The sequence below is a fragment of the Pseudomonas sp. HLT2-19-2 genome, from assembly GCF_054898005.1.
The window spans coordinates 2,764,045-2,784,896 of the sequence record NZ_CM142712.1; the positions used below are offsets into that span (position 1 = coordinate 2,764,045).

Genomic DNA, 20,852 nt, shown 5'->3' on the forward strand with positions numbered 1-20,852 from the left:
AGAGGGGCAACCCGCAAGGTTGCCCCGGATGCTGGCGTTACACGACGGTCCAGCTACCGCCAGAGTAGAGGCGGGTCGCACTGTTATCGAAGGTCAAATCGATTTCGATTGATTGGGAGCGCGAGGTGCTGAACATGGTGCTGGTCTGCACGTTCTGTTCGAACCACACCAGAATGGTCTCGACGGGGGTTAGCACGGTCTGGCCGGTGACTACTTGTGCCGAGGCCACGTAGATGGGTGTGCTGATCTGCTTGCCATCGATGCCCGTGGACAATTGGCTGATGCCGGGGTGGATCGCACCGTAGTTGTTCACCAGGGTGATGGAGGTGTCGGGGCCACCACTCGTCGCCGAACCCAGTAGGCCGGAATTGTCGAGTATCGACTGTTGGCCCAGTCCGATATTGACGACGTTGGTCGACACATCGACTTGAACGTTGGCCTGGAAAGAGTTGGCACCGAACAACTGATACTGGGGCGTCCAGCTGAAAGTGCTGTTGCTCAGGTACTGGACGTAGGATTGCCAGACCACGTTGTAGGCTTCATTGCCGACCTTCTTGGCAAAGCACAGCTTGTAGCCTGATTGTTTGAGCAAGGTCAGGTCACCGGCGGCGATCTGGATCTTGACCGACTTTTGGGTGGCCGCCAGGGTCGACGTCAGCACCTTGCTGTAGTCGGTGGTTTTCAGCGCCGTTGGGGCGACGCTCTGGAACGATTTGAAGGCTTCTTGCACGTCATTGTGCAACTGCTGGCTTTGTTTGCTTACTGCGTTTGACTGACTCATGGTTTCCCTCTTCCTTGGTTGAGTGTTGGACAATCAATGGGCAGCGGGCTTCGAATCCGACCTGCGATCAGGCAGCACCCGTGACGTTCTTCCATACCCTGCAAGCACATTGACGGCTTCACGGTAGGCGGGTCGCGCAGCGCGGCGAAGTGTCTTGGCGTTACAGTCGGGAGGGTCATGGACGCCGGTGCAGATCATCAAGTAACAGCCTGCGTAACGGTGTTGTATCAATGGGGGGCAGCTATCGCTCAGGTGGCCTGAGTCGACGGTATCAGCGTTTGGGCAGATTCCAGCGTTTGCGAAAATGCTCGTATTCCACCTCGGGCATTTGAACCAGCAGAGGGGACTGGCGAGGATCCAGCCAATCGAACAAGCGAGAAATATCCGCTTGATCCATGGCGGTGCAACCAAGCGTCGGGGAAGTGGCACCACGCCAAATGTGCAAAAAAATGCACGAGCCCGAGGCGGGGGACGCTGGCGTATTGTGCTCGATGAAAATGCCTTTTCGATACCTGTCGTCATCGCGACGCATACGTTCGGAGCTGTTCCAGTCTTTCGATACAATCGCTCCGTCGACAAGCTCGTTATAGCGTGCGGAGTCGCTGTCATCCACGCACTCGATAGTCGATGTCAACGCAAGGTAAGGCAGTTGGGTGTCGGCCGTGCTGTCGTAGCCAAACGCCGTTCCCAGTTTGAATACCCCGGCAGGTGCTTTTCCATCGCCTTCACGTTTGACCGGACCTTCGCGTTGCTCAACGCTGCTAAGACCCTTGCCCCACGCCAGCCCGCTCTTGCCGACCACCACCGAAAACGGCGCTTCGTATTTTCGAAAGGTGTTTCCCTGCCGTTCATAGCGCTGGGCAGTGCCCTGGATGTCAGTCCAGTTTTTTGTGGTGATCACAATCAGCTGATGGCTGGTGTCGAGAGCATCGCTTGCACCCAGCGGCGTAATGGGGAAGTCCATGACGTTCTTCGGCGAACTTTCTCCACTGTATGTGAAGTGCCACCATTCCTTCGAGTACCCGGTAAACCCTTCTTTCTCCATGGCCCTGCTGAGCGTCTGACGATTGTCCCTGGCGGCAGCGTTGATCATCGGGTTGTCGGTATGCGCTTGCTGATCGAAGCAATCGAAACCCGTACCCATATCGAGTGCGCCATCGCGCCAACGCTGGCCATAGGGGGCCGTGCAATCGACTTGATTGGCTGACGGCGTCCAACTATCGGCGGGCAGGGCATCCGGACCGGTCAGTGTCAAATCCACGGTTGAGCCTTTGGAGTGGTTCGACACCCGTGCCACGTAACCCAGACGCCAGAAGTCCTGCTTGTCCACGCGCGGATAGAACTCGGCCTTGCGTGGGTCACCCGGCTCCGTCGCGAAACGCCCCATATCGGCAACGGCACGGCTCGGTCGATAACAGTCATACACTTTCAAACCGTAGCCCTGCGCCTGCAATGCCATTTGTACCCGAGCGAGGGCCTTGGCAGCGTCCAGCGATAACAGGCACTCCCCAGCGGTGTAACCGTCGAGTGACTGCCCGGTGAAGTTGTGCGCGCTGGCATAGCGAATGTCTTGCTCAATGCCCGGATCAATCGTGCGCAAATAAACCATGTTCTCGGGTCGTGGCTCTGCACCGGCCATGCAGGGCACGACAAGGCTCAGGCACAGGGCCAATTGCAGCCAGGGCCGCGCGAGCAGGCTGCACGAACGAAACGAAAACAGTGATGAGGAGGGCAGGATGTTGCAGAGCGGGCGCATGCGATGCTCCAAAGTGGCCGGTTCTCAAGCCAGATCAGGCAATGGGTCGAGTCAGTGACAGTAGCAACGCACGACCCGTTGCACCAGCCGCGCTTATTTAGCGCCGTGTGGCGCATAAATTTGAAATGCACGGCGTTGCTCGACAGAATCGTGCCCCGATCCGGCCAAAGGCGCTGGACGCTTGTGGTGAAAAGGGGCTGCAGTTGAACGAACAGACATTGTCCATGCGCCTGGAGCGCGTGGCGGCGCATGTTCCAGCCGGTGCGCGCCTGGCCGATATCGGCTCGGATCACGGCTACCTGCCGGTGGCATTGATGCGCCGTAACGCCATCGCGGCGGCGGTGGCCGGCGAGGTGGCATTGACGCCGTTCCGCTCGGCCGAACGCACCGTGCGCGAGAATGGCCTGGACCAGCGGATCACCGTGCGCCTGGCCAATGGCCTGGCGGCGATCGAGCCGGGAGACGGAATCACGGCGATCAGCATCTGCGGCATGGGCGGCGAGACGATCCGCTACATCCTCGACAGCGGCAAGGCGCGTCTGAGCGGCCAGGAGCGCCTGATCTTGCAGCCCAACGGCGGCGAACAGCCACTGCGCCAATGGCTGATGGAAAATGGCTACCGCATCCTCTGCGAGGAACTGCTGCGGGAAAAGCGCTTCGACTACGAAATCATCGTCGCCGAGCGCGCCGGGCCGGTGATGTACACCGCCGAGGAGCTGTACTTCGGCCCGCTGCAGATGCAGGCACGCAGCCCGGCGTTCCTGGTCAAGTGGCAGCGCATGCTGCGCCAGAAGCAGAAGACCCTGACCCACTTCGCCCTGGCGCGGCAGGCCGTGCCCGAGGAGAAGGTGCAAGACGTCACCCGGCAGGCCCGGTGGATCACCGAACTGCTGGCTTGAGCCAGGTCTAGGGTTTGTACGAAAAGTCGACGCGTAAGCACTTTTCGTACAAAGCCTACGACGAAACGAGGGCCAATTTTGAATTGCCCTAAAATTCTTAGCCACAGTTGAATGACAGCTTCTGGCCGATTTCGGCCCGTCATGACTGATGGAAATCCACGACCCATAGCGGTCAAGAGTTTGCTGTCGATTGCTAGATTACACACAGCCACGTCCCGGGTTTTGTATGCTAGCTCAAGCTTCACTCGAATCGCCCAGGTATCCCTGAGCCGGAGTGGCGCTTTTTGCCCCACGAGCTTTCCTTTGTTCCAGGGCGCCCGGCTCGAATCTTGGTTACGGTCATGGTTCGTCCTCCGTCTGAATGAAGGACTAGAGTGCATGTCCAACGGAACTGACCGCTGACCGCCCTAAGTGAGCATCACCGGGATCTGGCCCAATATTTAAGCCGATATCATTCAAGAACTTACCAGCCGAGTAGAAAAATATGAATCGTCGTAAAAAAATAAATCAGTTATTAAAGGCTCACGCCAAAAAGGCTAGTGCCAAATTGGCACCGCCAAGCAAGTCTAAATACATTAGTAAAGCTGACCGATTGAAGCTGGCTGCTGAATCCAGTCACGACTCAATCATTTCCTCTGAGAGCTGATCTATGTAGCTTAAGCACCACCGGCATTTACAAATTTGATTGGGCTATTCATTCCGATGGCACGTACCGCGAGGACGCGGCCTAACAATTCATTCAAGTCGAAACCGCTTCGTGGCTCTGAATCGAACCAGATTCCCTCGGTACCTTCGACTGCCTGCTTTTGGCCGATTTCTGCCTGTCGCGACTGACTTCCTCAGGGCGTGAAGCGGTCACTGGTCGTACACAGAAACCATAGGACAGGTGTTGGCGAAGATTCAATATGTCTCCAAGAGCAGGAAGTGCGCGGCGATCTCCATTGAGTGTTGTTATTTGGAGGTGCGCGTAGTGAAACTGGCGATGTATTCGGTCAGGATGTTTCGGGGCTGAAAGTGGCTGTCTTCCACAAGTATCTGTGTGGACACCATCAATCCAGCCGGCTGTCGTAAACAATGATCTACGACAGTTAGCGTATTTTGCAGCACCCCAGAGAATGAAGTGTTTCGCAGTTCCTCAGGCAACCGGGGCAGGAAAGAGCTAGATGAAATGGGGGCGCCATCTTCGACACCTCCGATTAAGTCATAGCCGGTGACCATAGGATTGTCATCTATTGAAAACGCGCCTAGGTACTCTGACGAGGAACGTGGTGCCGTGTTTTTTGTCCGAAATCACCTCAATGATGCCTCCGTGCGATGCAACAATCTCTGAGGCGACGAACAGGCCCAAACCTAATCCTTCACTAGGGCCATGGTCGATGATCGAGTGCTGAGAAAATCGGCCCATCGGATTAAAAATGAAGGGCAAAACGTCGTCTGGGATCGGTTCTCCGCTGTTATGTACGGTGAAAACGATGCTCTCTTCTGAAACGTCCAGGGTCACCTCAATAGGTTGATGATTATCACCGTGCTGCACTGCATTGCTGACGATATTGGAGAACACCTGCTCCATTCGCGCGCCATCAAACTCCCCGTCAGCCGATGCTTTCTTCTCGAAGAGGATATCCGTACCTGGATGAAACGCCCGGATCTCATCTACGATACGCTCGCAGAGGGGCAACAGGTCCAATCTCTCTTTTTTGACGGGAATTCCCGGGCCCATCTGACACCGAGTTAGATCCAACAGATCTCCGACAATCTGACTGGCTCGCTTTACGCTAGTGAAAATTTGGGAGGCGATCTTGGTCGCCCGGTCCCCTAATTTCTCTGAGCGTCTCAAGACGTCAGCGCCTAGCAAGATAGCCCCCAACGGTGTTCGTAAGTCATGACCCAGGATGCCGAGAAACACGTTGCGGGATGCCTCCACTGCTCGCGAGTAACTCGCGATGGATTCTGTTAGCGCTTGGTCGATGGCTTCATGAAATCGGGTCATATCATCCACATCCAGTGGGGTACCAGCCTTTACTTGCTTCAACCACTGACTTAGTACACTTGTCCTGAGCGCGCGATACTCCGATACCATTTGGTCTATCGTAAAACCTGCCATTAGTCGTGTAACTGCGTGGGTTTCCGCAGGCGTCTCCGTATCGGTCGTCGGCGCATTGCCCTGTGCCTTTGCGATTTGCTCTTGCACCGATTGTTTGGTGCGTAAATCGAGCACGATGGCATGGAGCATCTGCTCGGCATGATCTCGTAGAGCCTTGGTATCCAGCGGCGCACCAGGTGTGTCAATGGTTCGCGCGAAATCTTCCCAAGCCTGCAAAATGGGCTCAAGGTTCTTGGTGATAAAGTCTGACAGTCGCATGCCGGTAGTCCAGGTAATGAGGTGAATTCCAGGCAGGAATGAAGGGCGAGCCATAAATGTGCAGTAGAACATGGATTTGTTGTGTTGCATGAACGCCAAAAGAGAACAATAGACTCGAAATGTGACTTGGTCAGGCATGCCTACCCAGTTAATGTTCATCTGGTTGTGTTGCAGGGCTCATCGTTATGTTTTCACACAGCCTGGGTCGTTTTCTGCCTTGATACTAGTTTGCCGGTCTTCGCAGTTCGATAGATCGAACATCTCTTCATTAGCGCCACGGACTCGGCTGCTGGCCTGCTTACTTGCTTCGCGCTGAACAGTGCGTCAGCCGCCCCCACGCCCGGCGTCAAGACCTGATCCGACTGGCAGATTTCCCCTGCGTTGCTAACCTCATCCACAGCAATCACCCCTGTACAAGGATTGGGGCAGTGAAGGGACACACAGTCTTGGCAGTTATGAGCGCGATGCTCTGCAACACGGTTTACGGTGCACAGCTCCAAGTGGAGGTGCGCATTGACGTGCAGCGTGGGTGCCAATTGGTAGGTACCACTCGCAGTACCGGTATCGAACAACTTGGGGTGCTGGATTTTGGCAGCGGCCCGCGCCTGGATGACCCCGCTGGCCCGTTGAGTGCCGCGCTGATCAGCCAGCGCCAACCACGCCTGGAGTGCAACCCGGACACGCTCTATCAGGTACGAGTCGACGGTGGCCTGCACGGTGGCGTTGGCGAGGTACGTTACCTGGCTGCCGCGTCTGCGTCAGCCAAACCCATTCCCTATCGGATTTATACCGACGCCGCTCGGCGAATCCCTCTGGCCGTGGATGCGCCGGTCAGCGGTCGTGTACCGGATTCAGGGTCGGTGGATTTGCCGCTTTACGGGCGTATTGAGCCGCTCAAGGACATTCCCCAGGTTGGGCGCTATTCCGATCTGCTCAAGGTGACGGTGACATGGTAGCCCGCCGTTGTGCCTTCGCGGCACTGGCCGGCCTGTTGCTGCTGGCTGATGACGCCAACGCTGCCGTCAGTGGGCAGGTTCACGCGCGGCTGGTGATCACCGCCAGCTGCGAGGTGAGCAAAGGCAACGACAGCGTCCCGGTCAGCCCGGACGGCCGGATGGCGGTGCTGGATTTCGGCAACCAAGGCCCGACTTGGGACAACCGCCCGAATGCCGAGATCAGTGACAGGGCACCGTTGGCGGTCTCTTGCAACCCGTCGGTCAGCAGCTTCACTGTGACCATCGATGGTGGTGCCCATGGCGACGGCAGCACCCGGCGCCTGAGCAATGGTCGACAGACCATTCCCTATCGTCTTTCTGTCGATGCCTCCGGTCGCAACAGCTACAGCATCGGCCAACAACGTAATTTCATCGTGACCAAGAGCACACAAATACCGATTCCGGTATTCGGCTCGGTGGAGGCGAATGCCAGGGCCTTACCGGCCGGGATCTACACAGACACCCTGACGGTGACACTGGATTGGTAAACCATGAGGAGAACATCATGCATGCACTTGTCTCAAAAGTAGGCCTTCCGTTGATGGCGCTGGTGTTGGCCTCCAGCGCTCACGCGGCGACCACCGTGACCGGGCAGATCAGTTCCACCCTGATATTGACCAACAGTTGCCTGGTCAATGGCGTCGGCGGTACCACGGGCTTGAACTTCGGTACGCTCAATTTTGGTACCACCAACAGCCAGTTCACCACGGCCACCGGCCAAGTGCTGGGCGGTGGTGGGGGCGCCTTGTCCATTCAGTGTTCTTCGGGCACCTCGCCGGTGATCACCGTGGGCGCAGGGTCCCATGACGGGCAATCGACGGGCGGTACCCGGGCACTGTACGACAGCGTTGCCAATTACGTGCCTTATGATTTCTATACCGACTCCGGGCATTCGACGCTCCTGGCTATCAACGGAACGATCAACGTGGGCGCGAGCACTGGCCTGGCGCAAACCGTGAATATCTACGGTCAAGCCGTGGGCAAGACGGGGCTGCCGGCCGGTACTTACACCGATACGGTATCCGTGCAACTGACGTTCTAGAGCCATGAAGGGCGTCTGGTACACGACGGCGGCGGTGGTTATCGGCTGGGGGATGCCGCTGTCACTGCTCGCGGTCACCAGCCAGACATTCCAGGTCAGCGCGACGATCACGCCGGGTTGCCTGGTGGTCGGCGGCGGGTCGAACTATGGCAGTCTGACCTTCGGCACCTATTCGGCGTTATCCACCAGCAGCGTCGCCGTGCCGCTGAACGGCAGTGTGACCTTGCAATGCACGCCGGGAGTGACCCTGAACATGAGCGTCGATGGCGGTTTGTACAACAGCAGTGGCCGGCACCTGCAGCTCAATAGCGGCAGCGCACAGGTGGCGTACCAGTTGTTTCAGGATGCCGCGCTGAGCCAGAGCCTGGGGATCAGCCAGAGCGTCAGCGTGGCCTACAGCAACGCTAACAACATCACCCTGCCGATTTACGGACAGGTGCAGTTACCGGGTAATCAGCCTGGGGGGACGTACAGCGACGTGTTGCAGGTGCAGCTGTCGTGGTAAGGCTATTTGGCACAAGGAGTGGGGTCTATGTATTCAGCGTCCCAACGGTTATGGGTTGCGGGTTTTATCGGGCTGGTGGCGTTGGGCATGGGCAAGGTTCAGGCCGCCAGCTCCGTGCTGATCTGGCCCATTGATCCGGTTCTGGAAGCGGATCAACAGGCCAGCGCGTTGTGGCTGGAGAACCGTGGCACCGAGACTGCCAACCTGCAAATCCGTGTATTCGCCTGGAGCCAGAGCGGGTTTGATGATCAATACCAGAACCAGCGCGACGTGATTGGCAGCCCGCCGGTGGCCAAGATCGAACCTGGGCAGAAGCAACTGGTGCGCCTGACCCGAACCCGGGAAGTGCCGCCAGGCCAGGAACTGGCCTACCGGATCATCATCGATGAAATCCCTTCGGCGACGCCGGTAGCGCCGCCGGCCGATGGCAAGACGGCTGCTGCCATCCGCTTTCAGATGCGTTATTCGGTGCCCTTGTTTGTTTATGGCCCCGGCCTGTGGAGCAAGGACGACAGCACCCGCCAGCGGGACCCGAAAGGCGCAGGCAAGCCTGATCTGAGCTGGAAGAAGGTCACCGTCGCTGGGCGTAACTATGTGGAAATGCGCAATCAAGGCGCGGTGCACGCCCGGCTGACTGATGCCGCGCTCAAGCAGGGCGGCCAGCTTCGGCCGCTGGTGGAGGGTTTGCTCGGCTACGTGCTGCCGGGCGCGACCATGCGCTGGCCGGTACCGGATACGGTGCTGGCCGATCAGCCGTTGCAGGTGCGGATCAACGGGGCAACAAACGTGGAAAACATTACGCCAGGACGGTAGGACGGTAGTGCCGCGGTCAGGAGCGTGATGCAGGGGCAGTCCCTGCTTTGAACAGGATGGAGATGTCCATTGAAGGACACAAAGCCTTCATGAGCCAGGATCGGCTTCGTTATCTGTGGCGATCGGTGGTGGCAGTGAGTTACCTGTATGGCCTGGTGTTCACGCCTCTGGGTATGGCCGCTGCGTTGCCGCCCCCCCCCGGCAATATAGAGGCTGTTGCCGATGCCCAGTTGTTTCTGGAACTTGTGGTCAACCAGATGGACACCGGCCGGGTGGTCGCCGTCAATCAGCGTGCCGAACGGTTGTTTCTGCCGGCGGCCACATTGCGTGACCTGGGTATGAAACTGCCCGCTGGCGTGACCGAAGAAGTCGCCCTCGACAGCCTGGCCGGGTTGCACAGTGATTACGACAGTCAGGGCCAACGTTTGTTGCTGAATGTGCCGCCAGCCTGGTTGCCGGATCAGTTCATCGGCAACCGCAGCAACTACCCGCGAACCCAGGCGATGACCAGTTTTGGCGCCTTGCTCAACTATGACGCCTACCTCAACGACACCGATGACAGCGGTACCTACCTGGGGGTCTGGAATGAAGTCCGGCTGTTTGACACCTGGGGCACGCTGTCCAACACCGGCCAGTACCGCAGCACCATGGGTGCCCAAGTGGAAGGCAGCACCCTGAACAATGGCTACCGGCGCTATGACACCACCTGGCACTTCTCCGACGATGAGCGCCTGCTGACTTACGAGGCTGGCGACGTGATCAGCGGTGCGTTGCCCTGGAGCAGTTCGGTACGCCTGGGTGGAGTGCAACTGTCACGGGACTTTGCCGTGCGCCCAGACTTGGTGACCTACCCCTTGCCACAGTTCACCGGTGAGGCTGCTGTGCCATCGTCGGTGGACCTGTTTATCAACGGCTATAAATCTAGCAGTGCCGACCTGCAGCCTGGGCCCTACACCCTAACTAATATTCCGTTTATCAATGGTGCGGGCGAAGCGGTGGTGGTGACCACGGATGCTCTGGGGCGGCAGGTCTCGACCACGGTACCGTTCTACGTCACCAGTACGCTGCTGCAAAAAGGCCTGTCAGATTTTTCGGTGGCCGCCGGTACTCTGCGCCGGGACTACACCGTGCGGGATTTCGGCTATGGGCCTGGGGTGGCCAGCGGCAGTTTTCGATACGGGGTATCGGACACCTTCACCCTGGAGAGCCATGCCGAAGCCTCCAATTCCCTGACCCTGGGCGGGTTGGGCGGCAACCTGCGGCTGGGCAACTTTGGTGTGCTCAACACGGCCCTCAGCCAAAGCCAGTTCGACGGCGAGAAAGGCCAGCAATTGAGCCTGGGCTATCAGTACAGCAACCAGCGCTACAGCCTGTCCTACCAGAGGGTACGGCGCCGTGACCAGTACGCCGATCTGACCCTGATCGACACGCCATACGCCAGCCTCAGCAAGCGCAGCGAACAGGTGACCCTGAGTCTGAATCTGGACAGCTACGGCAGCATTGGCGCCGGCTATTTTGATGTGCAGGCGGCTGATGATTCACGCACGCGGCTGTTGAACCTGACCTGGAGTAAACAGCTATGGCACAACACCAGTTTCTACCTGTCCGCCAACCGCGAGATTAGCGACAGCAACTGGGCCATGCAGGCGCAACTGGTGATTCCCTTCGACATGTACGGCAGTCTGAGCCTGAGCAATGAACGCACCCAGGCCGGAGAAAACCGTCAACGGGTCAACTACAGCCGTGCGGTCCCCACCGACGGTGGCGTGGGCTACAACCTCGGCTACGCCCGTGGCGACGGTCCGGCCTATCGCCAGGCCGACCTGACCTGGCGTCTGCAGTCGGTGCAGTTGCAGGCTGGCGTGTATGGCAGCAGCGATGCGCAAACCCGCTGGGCGGACGCCAGCGGCTCTCTGGTCTGGATGGACAAGCAAGTCTTCGCCGCCAATCGGGTCAATGACGCCTTTGTGGTGGTCAGTACCGATGGCTTTGCCGGTGTGCCGGTGCTCTACGAGAACCAGAAGATAGGGGAAACCGACCGCAATGGGCATTTGCTGGTGCCCTGGAGCAGCGCCTATTACCGCGCCAAGTATGAAATCGATCCGTTGAACCTGCCGTCCAACGTGCAAACCCCGCAGGTCGAGCAACGCGTGGCGGTTCGCCGAGGCAGTGGTTATGTGCTGGAGTTTCCGGTGCGCCGGGTCATTGCGGCCAGCATCACATTGGTGGATGCCCAGCACCAGGACCTGCCCCTGAGCAGCCTGGTGCAGCATGAGCAAAGCGGCGCGCAGGCGGTGGTGGGCTGGGATGGCCTGGTCTACCTGGAAAGCCTGGCCGAGCACAACACGTTGCGGGTGACCGTGGGCGAGGGCCACACCTGCCAGGCGACCTTCGAACTGGACATTCAGCAGGAACAGGTGCCGCTGATTGGCCCGCTGGTTTGTCAATAAAGTGGAGGAGTGTGGACATGCGGCTCAAGCAAGGGGTGTACTCACTGGCGCTGCTGGCAAGCCTGGTTTTCGCGGCACAGGCCCGGGCGGCTTGCTCAGTGGTGTCGACCGTGCCGGCCGGTTTCGGCTCAGTGAGTTCGATGACGGTGCGTACCGCCGCCCAGGCCAGCTCGACCACCAACGCCGGCTTGAGTTGTGGAGCGACGTTGATCTCGCTGCTGGCGGCCAGCGATCACTTCTATGCAACGATCACCTCGGCGACCAGCGGCATGGTCGGCCCGACGGGTGACGTCATTGGTTATACGATTTACGCCAATAACAGCACCAGTTACCCGATCACTCGTGGAACCCAGTTCGACTTTGCCAGCAACAATATTGCCCAGAGCCTTGGCCTGGTATCCGGACCAGGCAACAAGACAGTGCCGATTTACCTGGGCAGCATTACTGGCAGTAACGTTGCGGCCGGGGTCTACAGCGAGACCTTGAGCATCTTCTGGAGCTGGAACTACTGTGCTGCGCTGGGCACTGGCGCCATCTGCCTGATGCGGGATATCGGCACCGGCACCGCCAGCCTGACCGTCAGCATGACCGTGACCAACGACTGCCAGATCACCGCGCCCAACATCAGCTTTGGCAGCGCACCGGTGGTCAGTGGCTTCAGTGCCGTGACCGGGCAGACCATCAACATCGCTTGCACCAAGGGCAGCGCCTACACCGTGGGCTTGAGTGACGGCCAGAACCCGGCAAGCGTGGGTGGGCGGCGGCAGATGATCTCCGGCAGCAATCTGCTGGCCTATGACATCTTCAAGAGCGCCACCACCACCCGTTGGGGCAGTGTGACGACAGCGCGCCGCGCCAGCTCCACGGCCGAGGTCAACCCGGGCAACGGCCTGGGTACCGGCAGTCAGATTTTCAACTACAACGCCAAGATCTACACGGACCAGAACACCCCACCGGGGGGAACGTATATCGACAATGTGGTGCTGGACGTAGGCTTTTAGAGCCGCAGGGTTTGCTTGAGCATTTGTGTGGTCGGCCGGTCCGATCGCATCGTCATAACCGCCGCTGGACCAGTACTCGGCTTGCAGCCCATCGGAATGGCTGCTGCCACGAGGCAGCAGGTTAAAGTCCGTGCTTGTCCTGGCACATAGGTGGTATCTGTTGGAGGTAGCTACATTCATTCCATTTTCACGGCGAGGATGAATCATGCAGACATGGATAGGGGCGGCGGCTCGGCCCATCAGCCGATTGCTGATTGCCGCTGGTATTAGCCTTATCGCAATCGTAACCAATGCGCAGGCTCAAGCCACACCTCAAGTCACTCAAGAGATAAAGGGCTTGCTGGACTTTGTCGAGCATAGTGAGTGTCAGTTTGTGCGTAACGGGAGCGAATTCCCAGGTCCCCAGGCTCGGGTGCATCTGGAGAAGAAGCTGAATTATCTCGAAGGCAAGAACATGGTGAGCAGCGCAGAAGACTTCATCGATCTTGCTGCCACTAAAAGCAGTATGAGTGGCCGCGCCTATGAAGTGCGATGTCCAGAAGGCGTGCAACCGGCAAGCACCTGGCTGGAGAGGGAACTACAGAGGCAACGGCAGCTTCGTTGAGTTTGTCTCATGTCGAATAACGCTCTGGATGGCGTTGGGCTTTTTCACTTGCATCATGTGAAGTGCCCGTTGAGTAAAGTGGCGGCGGTGCTCATCGTTCTGGTTTAAGCGGCCGCTCTGTCGGGACCCTGGTTCGCCTGCAAGCACTACTAAATAGTTTTCTCAGTCTCTCCTTGATGCCGATGGGTACAGGATGAAAATATGAGTAGCGAAAGTTCAAACACCAAAGCGGAGCCTTTTCGTATTCCGCGCACGATTTGGGCTCTTGGCTTTGTCAGCCTATTCATGGATCTATCGTCCGAGCTGGTACACAGTTTACTGCCTGTGTTTTTGGTCACTACATTGGGGGCGAGTGCATTGGCCGTCGGAGTGATCGAGGGTATTGCCGAGTCGACCGCCATGCTCGTCAAGATATTTTCTGGCGCTATCAGCGACTTTATTGGTCGGCGCAAAGGATTACTGTTGCTTGGATATGGTTTAGCCGCGCTGAGCAAACCACTTTTTCCTTTAGCTCATTCGGTGGAAGTGGTCTTTACAGCACGATTGCTGGATCGCATTGGCAAAGGCATTCGTGGGGCGCCACGTGATGCTCTGGTCGCAGATGTGTCGCCACCAGAAATCCGTGGCGCCTGTTTTGGACTGCGGCAGTCGATGGATACCGTAGGGGCTGTTCTTGGCCCTGCTCTGGCCATCTTGCTTATGTTATGGCTCGCAGATATACAGCTTGTCCTGTGGTTTGCAGTGATTCCGGCAGCAGTGGCGGTGGCGCTCATTGTCATTGGAGTAAAAGAGCCCATACAGCCCGCGAGCGAACACAAATTTCGATCTCCAATTCATTGGAAAGTCCTTCACGACTTCTCCTCTGAGTATTGGTGGGTCGTCATAATTGGGGGGGTGTTTACGCTTGCTCGTTTCAGCGAGGCGTTTCTGGTATTACGAGCGCAACAGATAGGCCTGTCGATCACCTGGACTCCACTGGTGATGGTGGTAATGGCGTTTTTTTATACGCTGTCTGCTTATCCTGCCGGCTGGCTATCTGATCGCATTCCTCGCACAAAACTACTCTGCATAGGGATGGGGATACTCGTTCTGGCGGATCTGGTGCTCGCTCAATCCAGTTCTGTCATCACGATGATGCTGGGCGTTGCCCTGTGGGGGCTTCATATGGGATTTAGCCAAGGCATTCTTGCCTCGCTGGTAGCTGATAACGCTCCCACAGAACTCAAGGGCACTGCCTTCGGCATTTTCAATCTTGTCAGTGGTATATGCATGCTGATCGCCAGCGTTCTTGCGGGCTGGCTTTGGCAAAGCATTGGGTCAGGTAGCACTTTCCTCGCAGGTGCACTGCTTGCCACAACAGCTCTGTTGTTACTGTTATTCAGAAGCAGTAAGCGCAACCAAAAGCAAAATAAATGGTTTTGAACGAACAGCTAACCGCTTTAGGCGCCACTCGTTGTTCCGGTTTTATGCGCTTTAGAGCAGCAGCAAACAGGTCGGCACCTACTTGCCTATATACCAAGCCATAAGATCAAGCCCCGAATCAGTCGGGGCTTGATGTGGCTCACAAGGCGTCAGGATTTGCGTCCGCCGTCGGGGTTTTGAACACCTCCTTTACGGTCAGCCTCAGAGGTTTTTTCCATGTCCTCGGCATTGTTACCGCCGCGACTGCTTCCTTGCCCACCGCCGGTCGATTGATCAGCGTCGCGAGACTGGCGTCCGCCCGAAGCTTGGCCTCCTTTTTGGCCTGCCTCAGAAGCTTTTTCTTTGTCATCAGCAAAGTTGCCTGCGCGACCAGCTCCTTGTCCACCGCCAGTTGAACGATTCGCATCATTCGACTGCTGCCCGCCCGAAGCCTGACCGCCTTTCTTACCAGCTTCTGAAGCACGTTGTGGGTCGTTGGCAAAATTGCCACCTGAGGTCTCTTCGCCTTTCTTGCCGGCATCTGAGGCCTTGTCCCGGTCATTGGAAAAATTGCCGGGATTATCTTTTCCGGTATTAGCCATCTCTAGCCACCTCTTCTCAGTTACGAGCCCAGTGGCTCGTCTAATTCGGAGGTCTCAAAAAGTCGAAAGTTTGACCAGATGTGCGCCTCTCACGACAAGCGGAATCAGGCTATTAGTTCCGCAATAATACATTCGAATCGACTGGCGGTAGAGGCGACGCAGGTTGTCATTCCGCTTGGATTTTCCTTAAAAGAGGTCAATTCTTTACTAAGGTTATAAAGGTGCTCTAGCCGTCCCGTTAAAAAGGGTAAGCCGATGACCGAACACATCGTCCACTTTCATTGCCAAATCGATCAGGGAACGACTGAGCGCTTCCGGGACTGTTGCCTCGAGGCCATCGATCAAGGCGCCACCTCCTTGCTCCTCAATCTTTCTACAAGCGGGGGTAGCACTAACTTTGGCTTCACTCTTTACACGTTCCTGAAGTCATTGCCGGTACCGCTATGCGCAATCAACGCGGGCAACATCGAATCAATGGGCATCATTATGTTTTTGGCGGCAGGCCGACGCATCACCTCGCCCCACTCACGCTTCCTAATTCACCCGATGAATTGGTACTTCAGCCAAAAATCAGTCGACCATCAGCGCCTGCGTGAATACCTGTTGAGCCTCGACAACGACCTCGCGCGTTACGTGCAAATTTTCACAGTCGAAACTGCTGACGCAGAGACCAAGCTCGATATTTTTCATTGCCTTTCAGCGGAAGAAAAAGTCATCGCTGCACACGAATCCCTGGCCTACGGCATTGCTCATGAGATGCAACAGATGGTATTTGCCGATGATGTCAAACACTGGAAAGTAAGTGGTGGATGAGGTCGGAGCGGTCGTCATGAGTAGGCAGCTTAAAAATGCCGAAACGCATCAGCATACTGTACCCCGCTGGCATTTCCGAGGATCTGCGGTACGAGGGAATGTCTTCTCTTCTAGTCCCGACCTCTTTATGTATTATGAGCGACGCTGTTTTGCGCTGGAGCAACTCGCTAGCCAGCGCGGTGATTTTTGCCTTAGTAGAGGCGGGTGGGAAGACGACAAAGGCGCCAATCCCCCCCCATGCCACGGACGTCGGAATGTTTGTCGTGGCAGGCCTTTCCGCGAGTTTTTGCCGATAACAGAGAGAGGGACGCTGGTTCGGTTCGAGCCGAGTCGCTTTTTTCAGTAGTTGCTACATCCCTAGGTCAGCCTTAAGGCGTTCGCCGGCATACGTCTGTGATTCTTGGGCCTTCTGCACTACAGCGGCAGTGCCAAAGAACTCGTGGGTAACCCCAGGATAGAGTCGACGCTCGACGCTCACACCCGCGCTTCGCAGTGCCTGTTCCAGTTGAGCACCGTCATCCCGCAAAGGATCAATCTCTGCGTTGATTAAAGTGACCGGAGGCAGTCCTTGCAAATTAGCGTGTACTAAGTCGATACGCGGATCCTTGCTGTCCGCAGCGCTGGTAGTGACTTGTGAAATGAACCACAGCATTGTCGGACGGTTGAGCGGAATCGCATCTGCGTACTTCAGGTACGACTCGGTGCCTATGTTCGACTGGGCTACGGGATAAACAGACAGCACGTGCTTCGGAGCAGTCAGTCCAGCCTTAAGAGCTGCTACTGCCGTCGCCACGGCAAGGTTACCGCCCGCGCTCTCGCCTGCCAGCGCAAGACGCTTCGGATCACCATTAATCGAAGACGCTTTCGTTGTCAGCCAACGGTAAGCTGCAAGGGCATCGTCATGTGCAGCGGGGAATTTGTTTTCCGGGGCGAGTCGATAGTCCACAGAAACAACGACAGCATTAGCCTGCTTTGCTAGGCCTCGCGCGCCGCCGTCATAGACCTTGCGGTCGGCGAAGACCCAGCCTCCACCGTGAAAATACAAGACCACTGGAAACGGCCCTGCGCCTTCCGGTGTATAAACGGTCGCGGGCATTGAGCCTACGGCACCAGATACTTGTATCTCACGGGTGGTGACGCCTGGTACAAGTGCTGTGGGCGCACTGTCGCGTTTCTGGTCTGCCAGTACCCCTTTGACGGCGTCGGCCATTGTCGGTTGCTTGCGAGCTTCGGCAGGCGTGATTTTCTCAATTGCTTTGCCATCGAAGCTGGCAAATTTATTCAGGACTTTCTGCATGTCCGAATCAGTGCGCAGCATGCTTTTGGTACCACTGGCAGCAACCTGAGAAACTGAAGGTTTGTCAGGGTCGCGAGCACACCCGCTTAGCAAAGTGATGACGCCAATGGCGGACAGTGCAATGGCCAGTTTGCGATGGTTCGTAGTCATTGTATTTCCCCTCACACCGACAGCCCAACTTAGACGCACGCAACGCCATAAGTCGGGTTTTTCGGTTGCTTAGCTTTCACGATAGAGAGTACCGGCGATCTTACTGAGCCGGCAAAAGCATCAATGCTCAGCGACTTAAGCAGCCGGTTTGAGCACAACCTTTGTCCAGCCATTGTCACGCGCATCGAAGTGCTTATAGGCGTCAGGCCCTTCAGCGAGTTTCAGCCGATGAGAAATGATTTGAGCCGGGTTGGCACGACCATGATGAATGAGCTCAGCCAGGCGACGGTTGTATACTTTGACGTTGGCTTGACCTGTTCGGATCTGCTGCCCCTTGAACCAGAAAGCACCGAAGTCGAAGGCCATCTTGCCTTCCTTCGCGAGCTCATTATTGGCACCTGGGTCTTGCGGGACAAACACGCCGACGACACCGATCCCGCCGGTAGCCTTCGTCGAAGCGACGAGGTTGTTCATGGTGAGGTGATTGGCTTCTTGCCCATGACGGTCGCAGCATTGGTAACCCACACACTCGCAACCGCGATCAGTACCTTTGCCAAGGGTCAGATTGAGAATCTGATCCACGGCTTCCTTCTCAAGCGAATTGATTGGAGTAGCGCCCATCTGAGCAGCCAGCTTCAAACGGTCGGGTTGATTGTCGACCACGAACACTTGGGAGGCACCTTTGATCATGGCTGAGTGAGCGGCCATCAGACCGACCGGGCCGGCGCCATAAATGGCGATGCTTTCGCCAGGTAACAGGCCTGCCAACTCAGTGGCGTGCCATCCCGTTGGAAAGATGTCAGACAGCATGACGTAGTCGTCTTCACGCTCTTGCGCATCCTCCGGCAGCACCAAACAATTGAAGTCCGCGTAAGGCACGCGGAGCAGCTCAGCCTGCCCTCCTTGATAAGGTCCCATTTCTGCGAATCCATAAGCGGCGCCGGCATTACCTGGGTTGGCAGTCAGACAAAAACCGGTCAGGCCTTTCTCACAGTTTTCGCAGAACCCGCAGCCGATGTTGAAAGGCAGGCAAACGCGATCACCGACCTTTACCCGGTCAACGCCGGCTCCCACCTCAATTACCTCACCAAGATTCTCGTGTCCAAATACTCGGCCTGTCTCCATTGATGTACGGCCTTCGTACATGTGCAGATCTGAGCCACAGATGTTGGTCGTGGTAATTCGAACCAGAACATCTGTAGGTTTTTCGATTTTGGCGTCCGGAACATTTTGCACGCTCACGTCGCGTGGGCCGTTGTAAACGATTGCTTTCATGTTGCTCTCCCATTAGTGAAACGAAGGGGAATTTCGTCTGCTCATCATTTATCTGTCAGGGGAAAATCAACTGATGTTCAAATAATTCATTCGAGAGGCTGACGAGCGGTAAATCGATTGACTTTGCGTCGACAAATATGAATTTTTTGCTCTCGCTGGCATCTATTTTCGAGCGCAGACGAGGAACAAACTGTCCATTTGAAATGAGGGATGGAGTTTGAAGAGAGGTGCCAGTACGAGCTAACCAATTTTGTATGCATCATCTTGTTTGCATCGACTGAATTCTCAATTGTCACGACTACCGACGAGGCGAATTTTTAGAGTAAGCCAAAGAACCGTTTGGGGCGTACCAAGCTTCAAACAGCAGTTCTTCGGAAGATGATCGATCAAAGCTCGCCTAATAGGAGCCGAATGGTACGCCGCCGTAGAGCGCCAACGAACAGCGTTAGACGTCTGGGCGTTTTTGGCAAGGCTGTACGGAAATTTTAAACTACCTGTGCGCCAGGGCCGTTGGGGCACGAACTGCCGATGCGAGCAGGGATTCGCCTAGAAGCCAGATCGAGATGCCAAGCAGTCCCGCGTCCTTGAGAAGAAATTGCCCAATATGGACTGAGATCGCGGGGAATCCCATCGGCGCGGCAACACCTGGCGTCGTAAGGAAAAAAGTCAGCGTGATCAAGAAGGTGACTACCGCCATGGCGCCGCCCACTACGGACGCGCGCGGCGTGATCTGGTAGAGCGTCAACAGAATGCCGGTGGTGATTTCGATTATCCCGAGCATATAGCTGGTGCCTTGAATACCGAGCAGCGAATGCCACCAATTGACTAGCGGGCTGTTCATGATGAACGGCGCAATTCCCGTTGCCTCATAGCTTGTGAACTTCATGCCGCCAAACCACAGGAAGATCAACGCTAATCCGTAGCGGATCACGATTACCCCCCACCGGAGGATCTGTGCGCCAGTTTCGCTCCGTCGGTCGATAGATGCATCGATACTCGCAACGCCGCTCACCGCGCCGGATCGCATCCTCAAAAGCGACTCGCCAACGATAAACAGCGAAATGCCGAGCAGGCCCACATCCTTTAACAAAAACTGACCTGGAGCCGCCGACAATGCCGGGAAGCCGCCGGCCAGCGGTTCCGCCACCCCGGGAGTCGAGAAGAGGAACGAAAGCGTGATGAGAAAGGTGATAACGCCCATCGCACCACCGATCACCGACAGGAGGGGTTTGACAAAGCCGGCCAACAGTAACGCGCCCGCGACTACTTCGAATACGCCTAGGATATGAGAGGTGCCTTGTATGCCGAACACCCCATGCCACCAGCCGACCAACAGGCTGTTCATCACGAAGGGTGAGATGCTTGTTGCTTCATAGCTAGTGAACTTCATTGCGCCGAACCAAAGGAAGATCACGCCAAGGGCACAGCGCATGAGGATCGAGCCAAGGGCTTTAGCACGCTCGCCATTGCGCGTGAGTGGGGCAACGGAATAAGAGGGGTAAAGTTTCGTGTCAGTCATGAAAGGTTACTCCGTTGGAAGAGTGCACTCGACTTCACGTTTTTGGCTGAACGGGCTTGGCCGGCATCAACACCTTGTCGATCACCTGGATGACGCCATTGTCGGTCGGAATGTCGGGTTGAATGATCTTGGCGTCATTCACCATCACCGCGCCATTCTTCTTTTCCAGAATTACAGGTTGCCCGTTCGTTGCCGTAGCGGCAGATTTCTCGTCCTTGAGATCCTTGGTCGTCAAACGACCGAACAGGGTGTGATAACCCAGCACCTGTTTCAGCAAATCCTTATTCTCCGGCTGCATCAGCCTATCGAGCGCTCCCGGCGGCAGAGCATTAAAGGCGGCATCCGTCGGCGCAAATACGGTATAGGGGCCAGGCTCTGATAGCGTCTTGTCCAAGCCAGCTGCAGTCGCGGCTTTGAGTAGGATTGAGAACTGACCAGCCGACCTGGCCGTCTCGACAATATCTTTCGCCGACACAATGCTACTAACGATGAGCAGCATCGCCAATGCGAGGGGCGACCATAGTTTCACTGTCAAACTCCTTGTTTGTTGGCTGGATCAATTCTCAGCGTTGCTTTTTTTCACACGT

Annotated in this window: 20 protein-coding genes and 1 pseudogene; 12 read left to right on the forward strand and 9 right to left on the reverse strand. The window is 56.7% G+C overall.

From position 1 onward, the window contains the following. Positions 1-37 precede the first annotated feature (37 nt). Together ACYZTU_RS12870 and ACYZTU_RS12875 are read right to left on the reverse strand one after the other, a co-directional pair. Positions 38-781, reverse strand: a complete 744-nt coding sequence (locus tag ACYZTU_RS12870) for a hypothetical protein (protein WP_461970637.1) — start codon at positions 779-781, stop codon at positions 38-40. A 271-nt stretch (positions 782-1,052) separates the two neighbouring features. After that, positions 1,053-2,537, reverse strand: a complete 1,485-nt coding sequence (locus tag ACYZTU_RS12875) for a M15 family metallopeptidase (protein WP_461970639.1) — start codon at positions 2,535-2,537, stop codon at positions 1,053-1,055. Between the two features lie 203 nt (positions 2,538-2,740). Here ACYZTU_RS12875 and ACYZTU_RS12880 point away from each other — a divergent pair, with 203 nt between their 5' ends. Then, positions 2,741-3,436, forward strand: a complete 696-nt coding sequence (locus tag ACYZTU_RS12880) for a tRNA (adenine(22)-N(1))-methyltransferase (RefSeq protein ID WP_461970641.1) — start codon at positions 2,741-2,743, stop codon at positions 3,434-3,436. A gap of 176 nt (positions 3,437-3,612) precedes the next feature. Here ACYZTU_RS12880 and ACYZTU_RS12885 read toward each other — a convergent pair. Then, a pseudogene (locus ACYZTU_RS12885) lies at positions 3,613-3,816 on the reverse strand (hypothetical protein); the annotation flags it as partial. A gap of 104 nt (positions 3,817-3,920) precedes the next feature. On the opposite strand from ACYZTU_RS12885, the gene ACYZTU_RS12890 reads away from it, so the two are divergent. Next, positions 3,921-4,082, forward strand: coding sequence for a DUF2986 domain-containing protein (locus tag ACYZTU_RS12890; RefSeq protein ID WP_449644761.1), 162 nt, complete (start codon positions 3,921-3,923; stop codon positions 4,080-4,082). Positions 4,083-4,661: 579 nt separating this feature from the next. Here ACYZTU_RS12890 and ACYZTU_RS12895 read toward each other — a convergent pair. Further along, entirely contained in the window at positions 4,662-5,798 is a 1,137-nt protein-coding gene (locus tag ACYZTU_RS12895) for an ATP-binding protein (protein WP_461970643.1), read from the reverse strand. Positions 5,799-6,253: 455 nt separating this feature from the next. Here ACYZTU_RS12895 and ACYZTU_RS12900 point away from each other — a divergent pair, with 455 nt between their 5' ends. The 9 genes from ACYZTU_RS12900 (at position 6,254) to ACYZTU_RS12940 (ending at position 14,630) form a co-directional block, all read left to right on the forward strand. Continuing rightward, on the forward strand, positions 6,254-6,754 hold the full coding sequence (locus tag ACYZTU_RS12900) for a Csu type fimbrial protein (RefSeq protein ID WP_461971023.1): 501 nt from the start codon (positions 6,254-6,256) through the stop codon (positions 6,752-6,754). After that, positions 6,748-7,281 carry a Csu type fimbrial protein gene (locus ACYZTU_RS12905; protein ID WP_461970645.1) on the forward strand — a complete coding sequence of 178 codons (534 nt, stop codon included), beginning with the start codon at positions 6,748-6,750 and terminating at the stop codon, positions 7,279-7,281. The genes ACYZTU_RS12900 and ACYZTU_RS12905 overlap by 7 nt, the downstream gene beginning before the upstream one ends. 17 nt (positions 7,282-7,298) lie before the next feature. Beyond that, on the forward strand, positions 7,299-7,835 hold the full coding sequence (locus tag ACYZTU_RS12910; RefSeq protein WP_461970647.1) for a Csu type fimbrial protein: 537 nt from the start codon (positions 7,299-7,301) through the stop codon (positions 7,833-7,835). A 4-nt stretch (positions 7,836-7,839) separates the two neighbouring features. Then, positions 7,840-8,340 carry a Csu type fimbrial protein gene (locus ACYZTU_RS12915; RefSeq protein WP_461970649.1) on the forward strand — a complete coding sequence of 167 codons (501 nt, stop codon included), beginning with the start codon at positions 7,840-7,842 and terminating at the stop codon, positions 8,338-8,340. Positions 8,341-8,367: 27 nt separating this feature from the next. After that, a complete protein-coding gene (locus ACYZTU_RS12920; RefSeq protein WP_461970650.1) occupies positions 8,368-9,153 on the forward strand; it encodes a fimbrial biogenesis chaperone in 786 nt (261 codons plus the stop codon). Positions 9,154-9,209: 56 nt separating this feature from the next. After that, entirely contained in the window at positions 9,210-11,603 is a 2,394-nt protein-coding gene (locus tag ACYZTU_RS12925) for a fimbria/pilus outer membrane usher protein (RefSeq protein ID WP_461970652.1), read from the forward strand. A gap of 17 nt (positions 11,604-11,620) precedes the next feature. After that, entirely contained in the window at positions 11,621-12,604 is a 984-nt protein-coding gene (locus ACYZTU_RS12930; RefSeq protein ID WP_461970654.1) for a Csu type fimbrial protein, read from the forward strand. A 205-nt stretch (positions 12,605-12,809) separates the two neighbouring features. Then, positions 12,810-13,208, forward strand: coding sequence for a YfeK family protein (locus ACYZTU_RS12935; protein WP_461970655.1), 399 nt, complete (start codon positions 12,810-12,812; stop codon positions 13,206-13,208). A 201-nt stretch (positions 13,209-13,409) separates the two neighbouring features. Beyond that, positions 13,410-14,630 (forward strand): MFS transporter, encoded by a 1,221-nt coding sequence (locus tag ACYZTU_RS12940; RefSeq protein WP_461970657.1) that lies wholly within the window; start codon positions 13,410-13,412, stop codon positions 14,628-14,630. A 149-nt stretch (positions 14,631-14,779) separates the two neighbouring features. On the opposite strand, the gene ACYZTU_RS12945 is transcribed toward ACYZTU_RS12940, so the two are convergent. Then, positions 14,780-15,211: a con-10 family general stress protein gene (locus ACYZTU_RS12945; RefSeq protein WP_461970659.1), complete on the reverse strand. Its 432-nt coding sequence runs from the start codon at positions 15,209-15,211 to the stop codon at positions 14,780-14,782. A gap of 255 nt (positions 15,212-15,466) precedes the next feature. Here ACYZTU_RS12945 and ACYZTU_RS12950 point away from each other — a divergent pair, with 255 nt between their 5' ends. Continuing rightward, the gene (locus ACYZTU_RS12950; RefSeq protein ID WP_449644751.1) at positions 15,467-16,024 is read left to right on the forward strand and encodes an ATP-dependent Clp protease proteolytic subunit; all 558 of its coding nucleotides are present in this window, start codon (positions 15,467-15,469) and stop codon (positions 16,022-16,024) included. 349 nt (positions 16,025-16,373) lie between these two features. Here ACYZTU_RS12950 and ACYZTU_RS12955 read toward each other — a convergent pair whose 3' ends face one another. The 4 genes from ACYZTU_RS12955 to ACYZTU_RS12970 form a co-directional block, all read right to left on the reverse strand. Next, positions 16,374-17,471 (reverse strand): alpha/beta hydrolase, encoded by a 1,098-nt coding sequence (locus tag ACYZTU_RS12955; protein ID WP_449644750.1) that lies wholly within the window; start codon positions 17,469-17,471, stop codon positions 16,374-16,376. A 135-nt stretch (positions 17,472-17,606) separates the two neighbouring features. Continuing rightward, entirely contained in the window at positions 17,607-18,746 is a 1,140-nt protein-coding gene (locus ACYZTU_RS12960) for a glutathione-independent formaldehyde dehydrogenase (RefSeq protein ID WP_449644749.1), read from the reverse strand. 490 nt (positions 18,747-19,236) lie between these two features. Next, positions 19,237-20,265, reverse strand: a complete 1,029-nt coding sequence (locus ACYZTU_RS12965) for a YkgB family protein (protein ID WP_449644748.1) — start codon at positions 20,263-20,265, stop codon at positions 19,237-19,239. Between the two features lie 34 nt (positions 20,266-20,299). After that, on the reverse strand, positions 20,300-20,794 hold the full coding sequence (locus ACYZTU_RS12970; RefSeq protein ID WP_461970661.1) for a fasciclin domain-containing protein: 495 nt from the start codon (positions 20,792-20,794) through the stop codon (positions 20,300-20,302). Between the last annotated feature and the right edge of the window lie 58 nt (positions 20,795-20,852).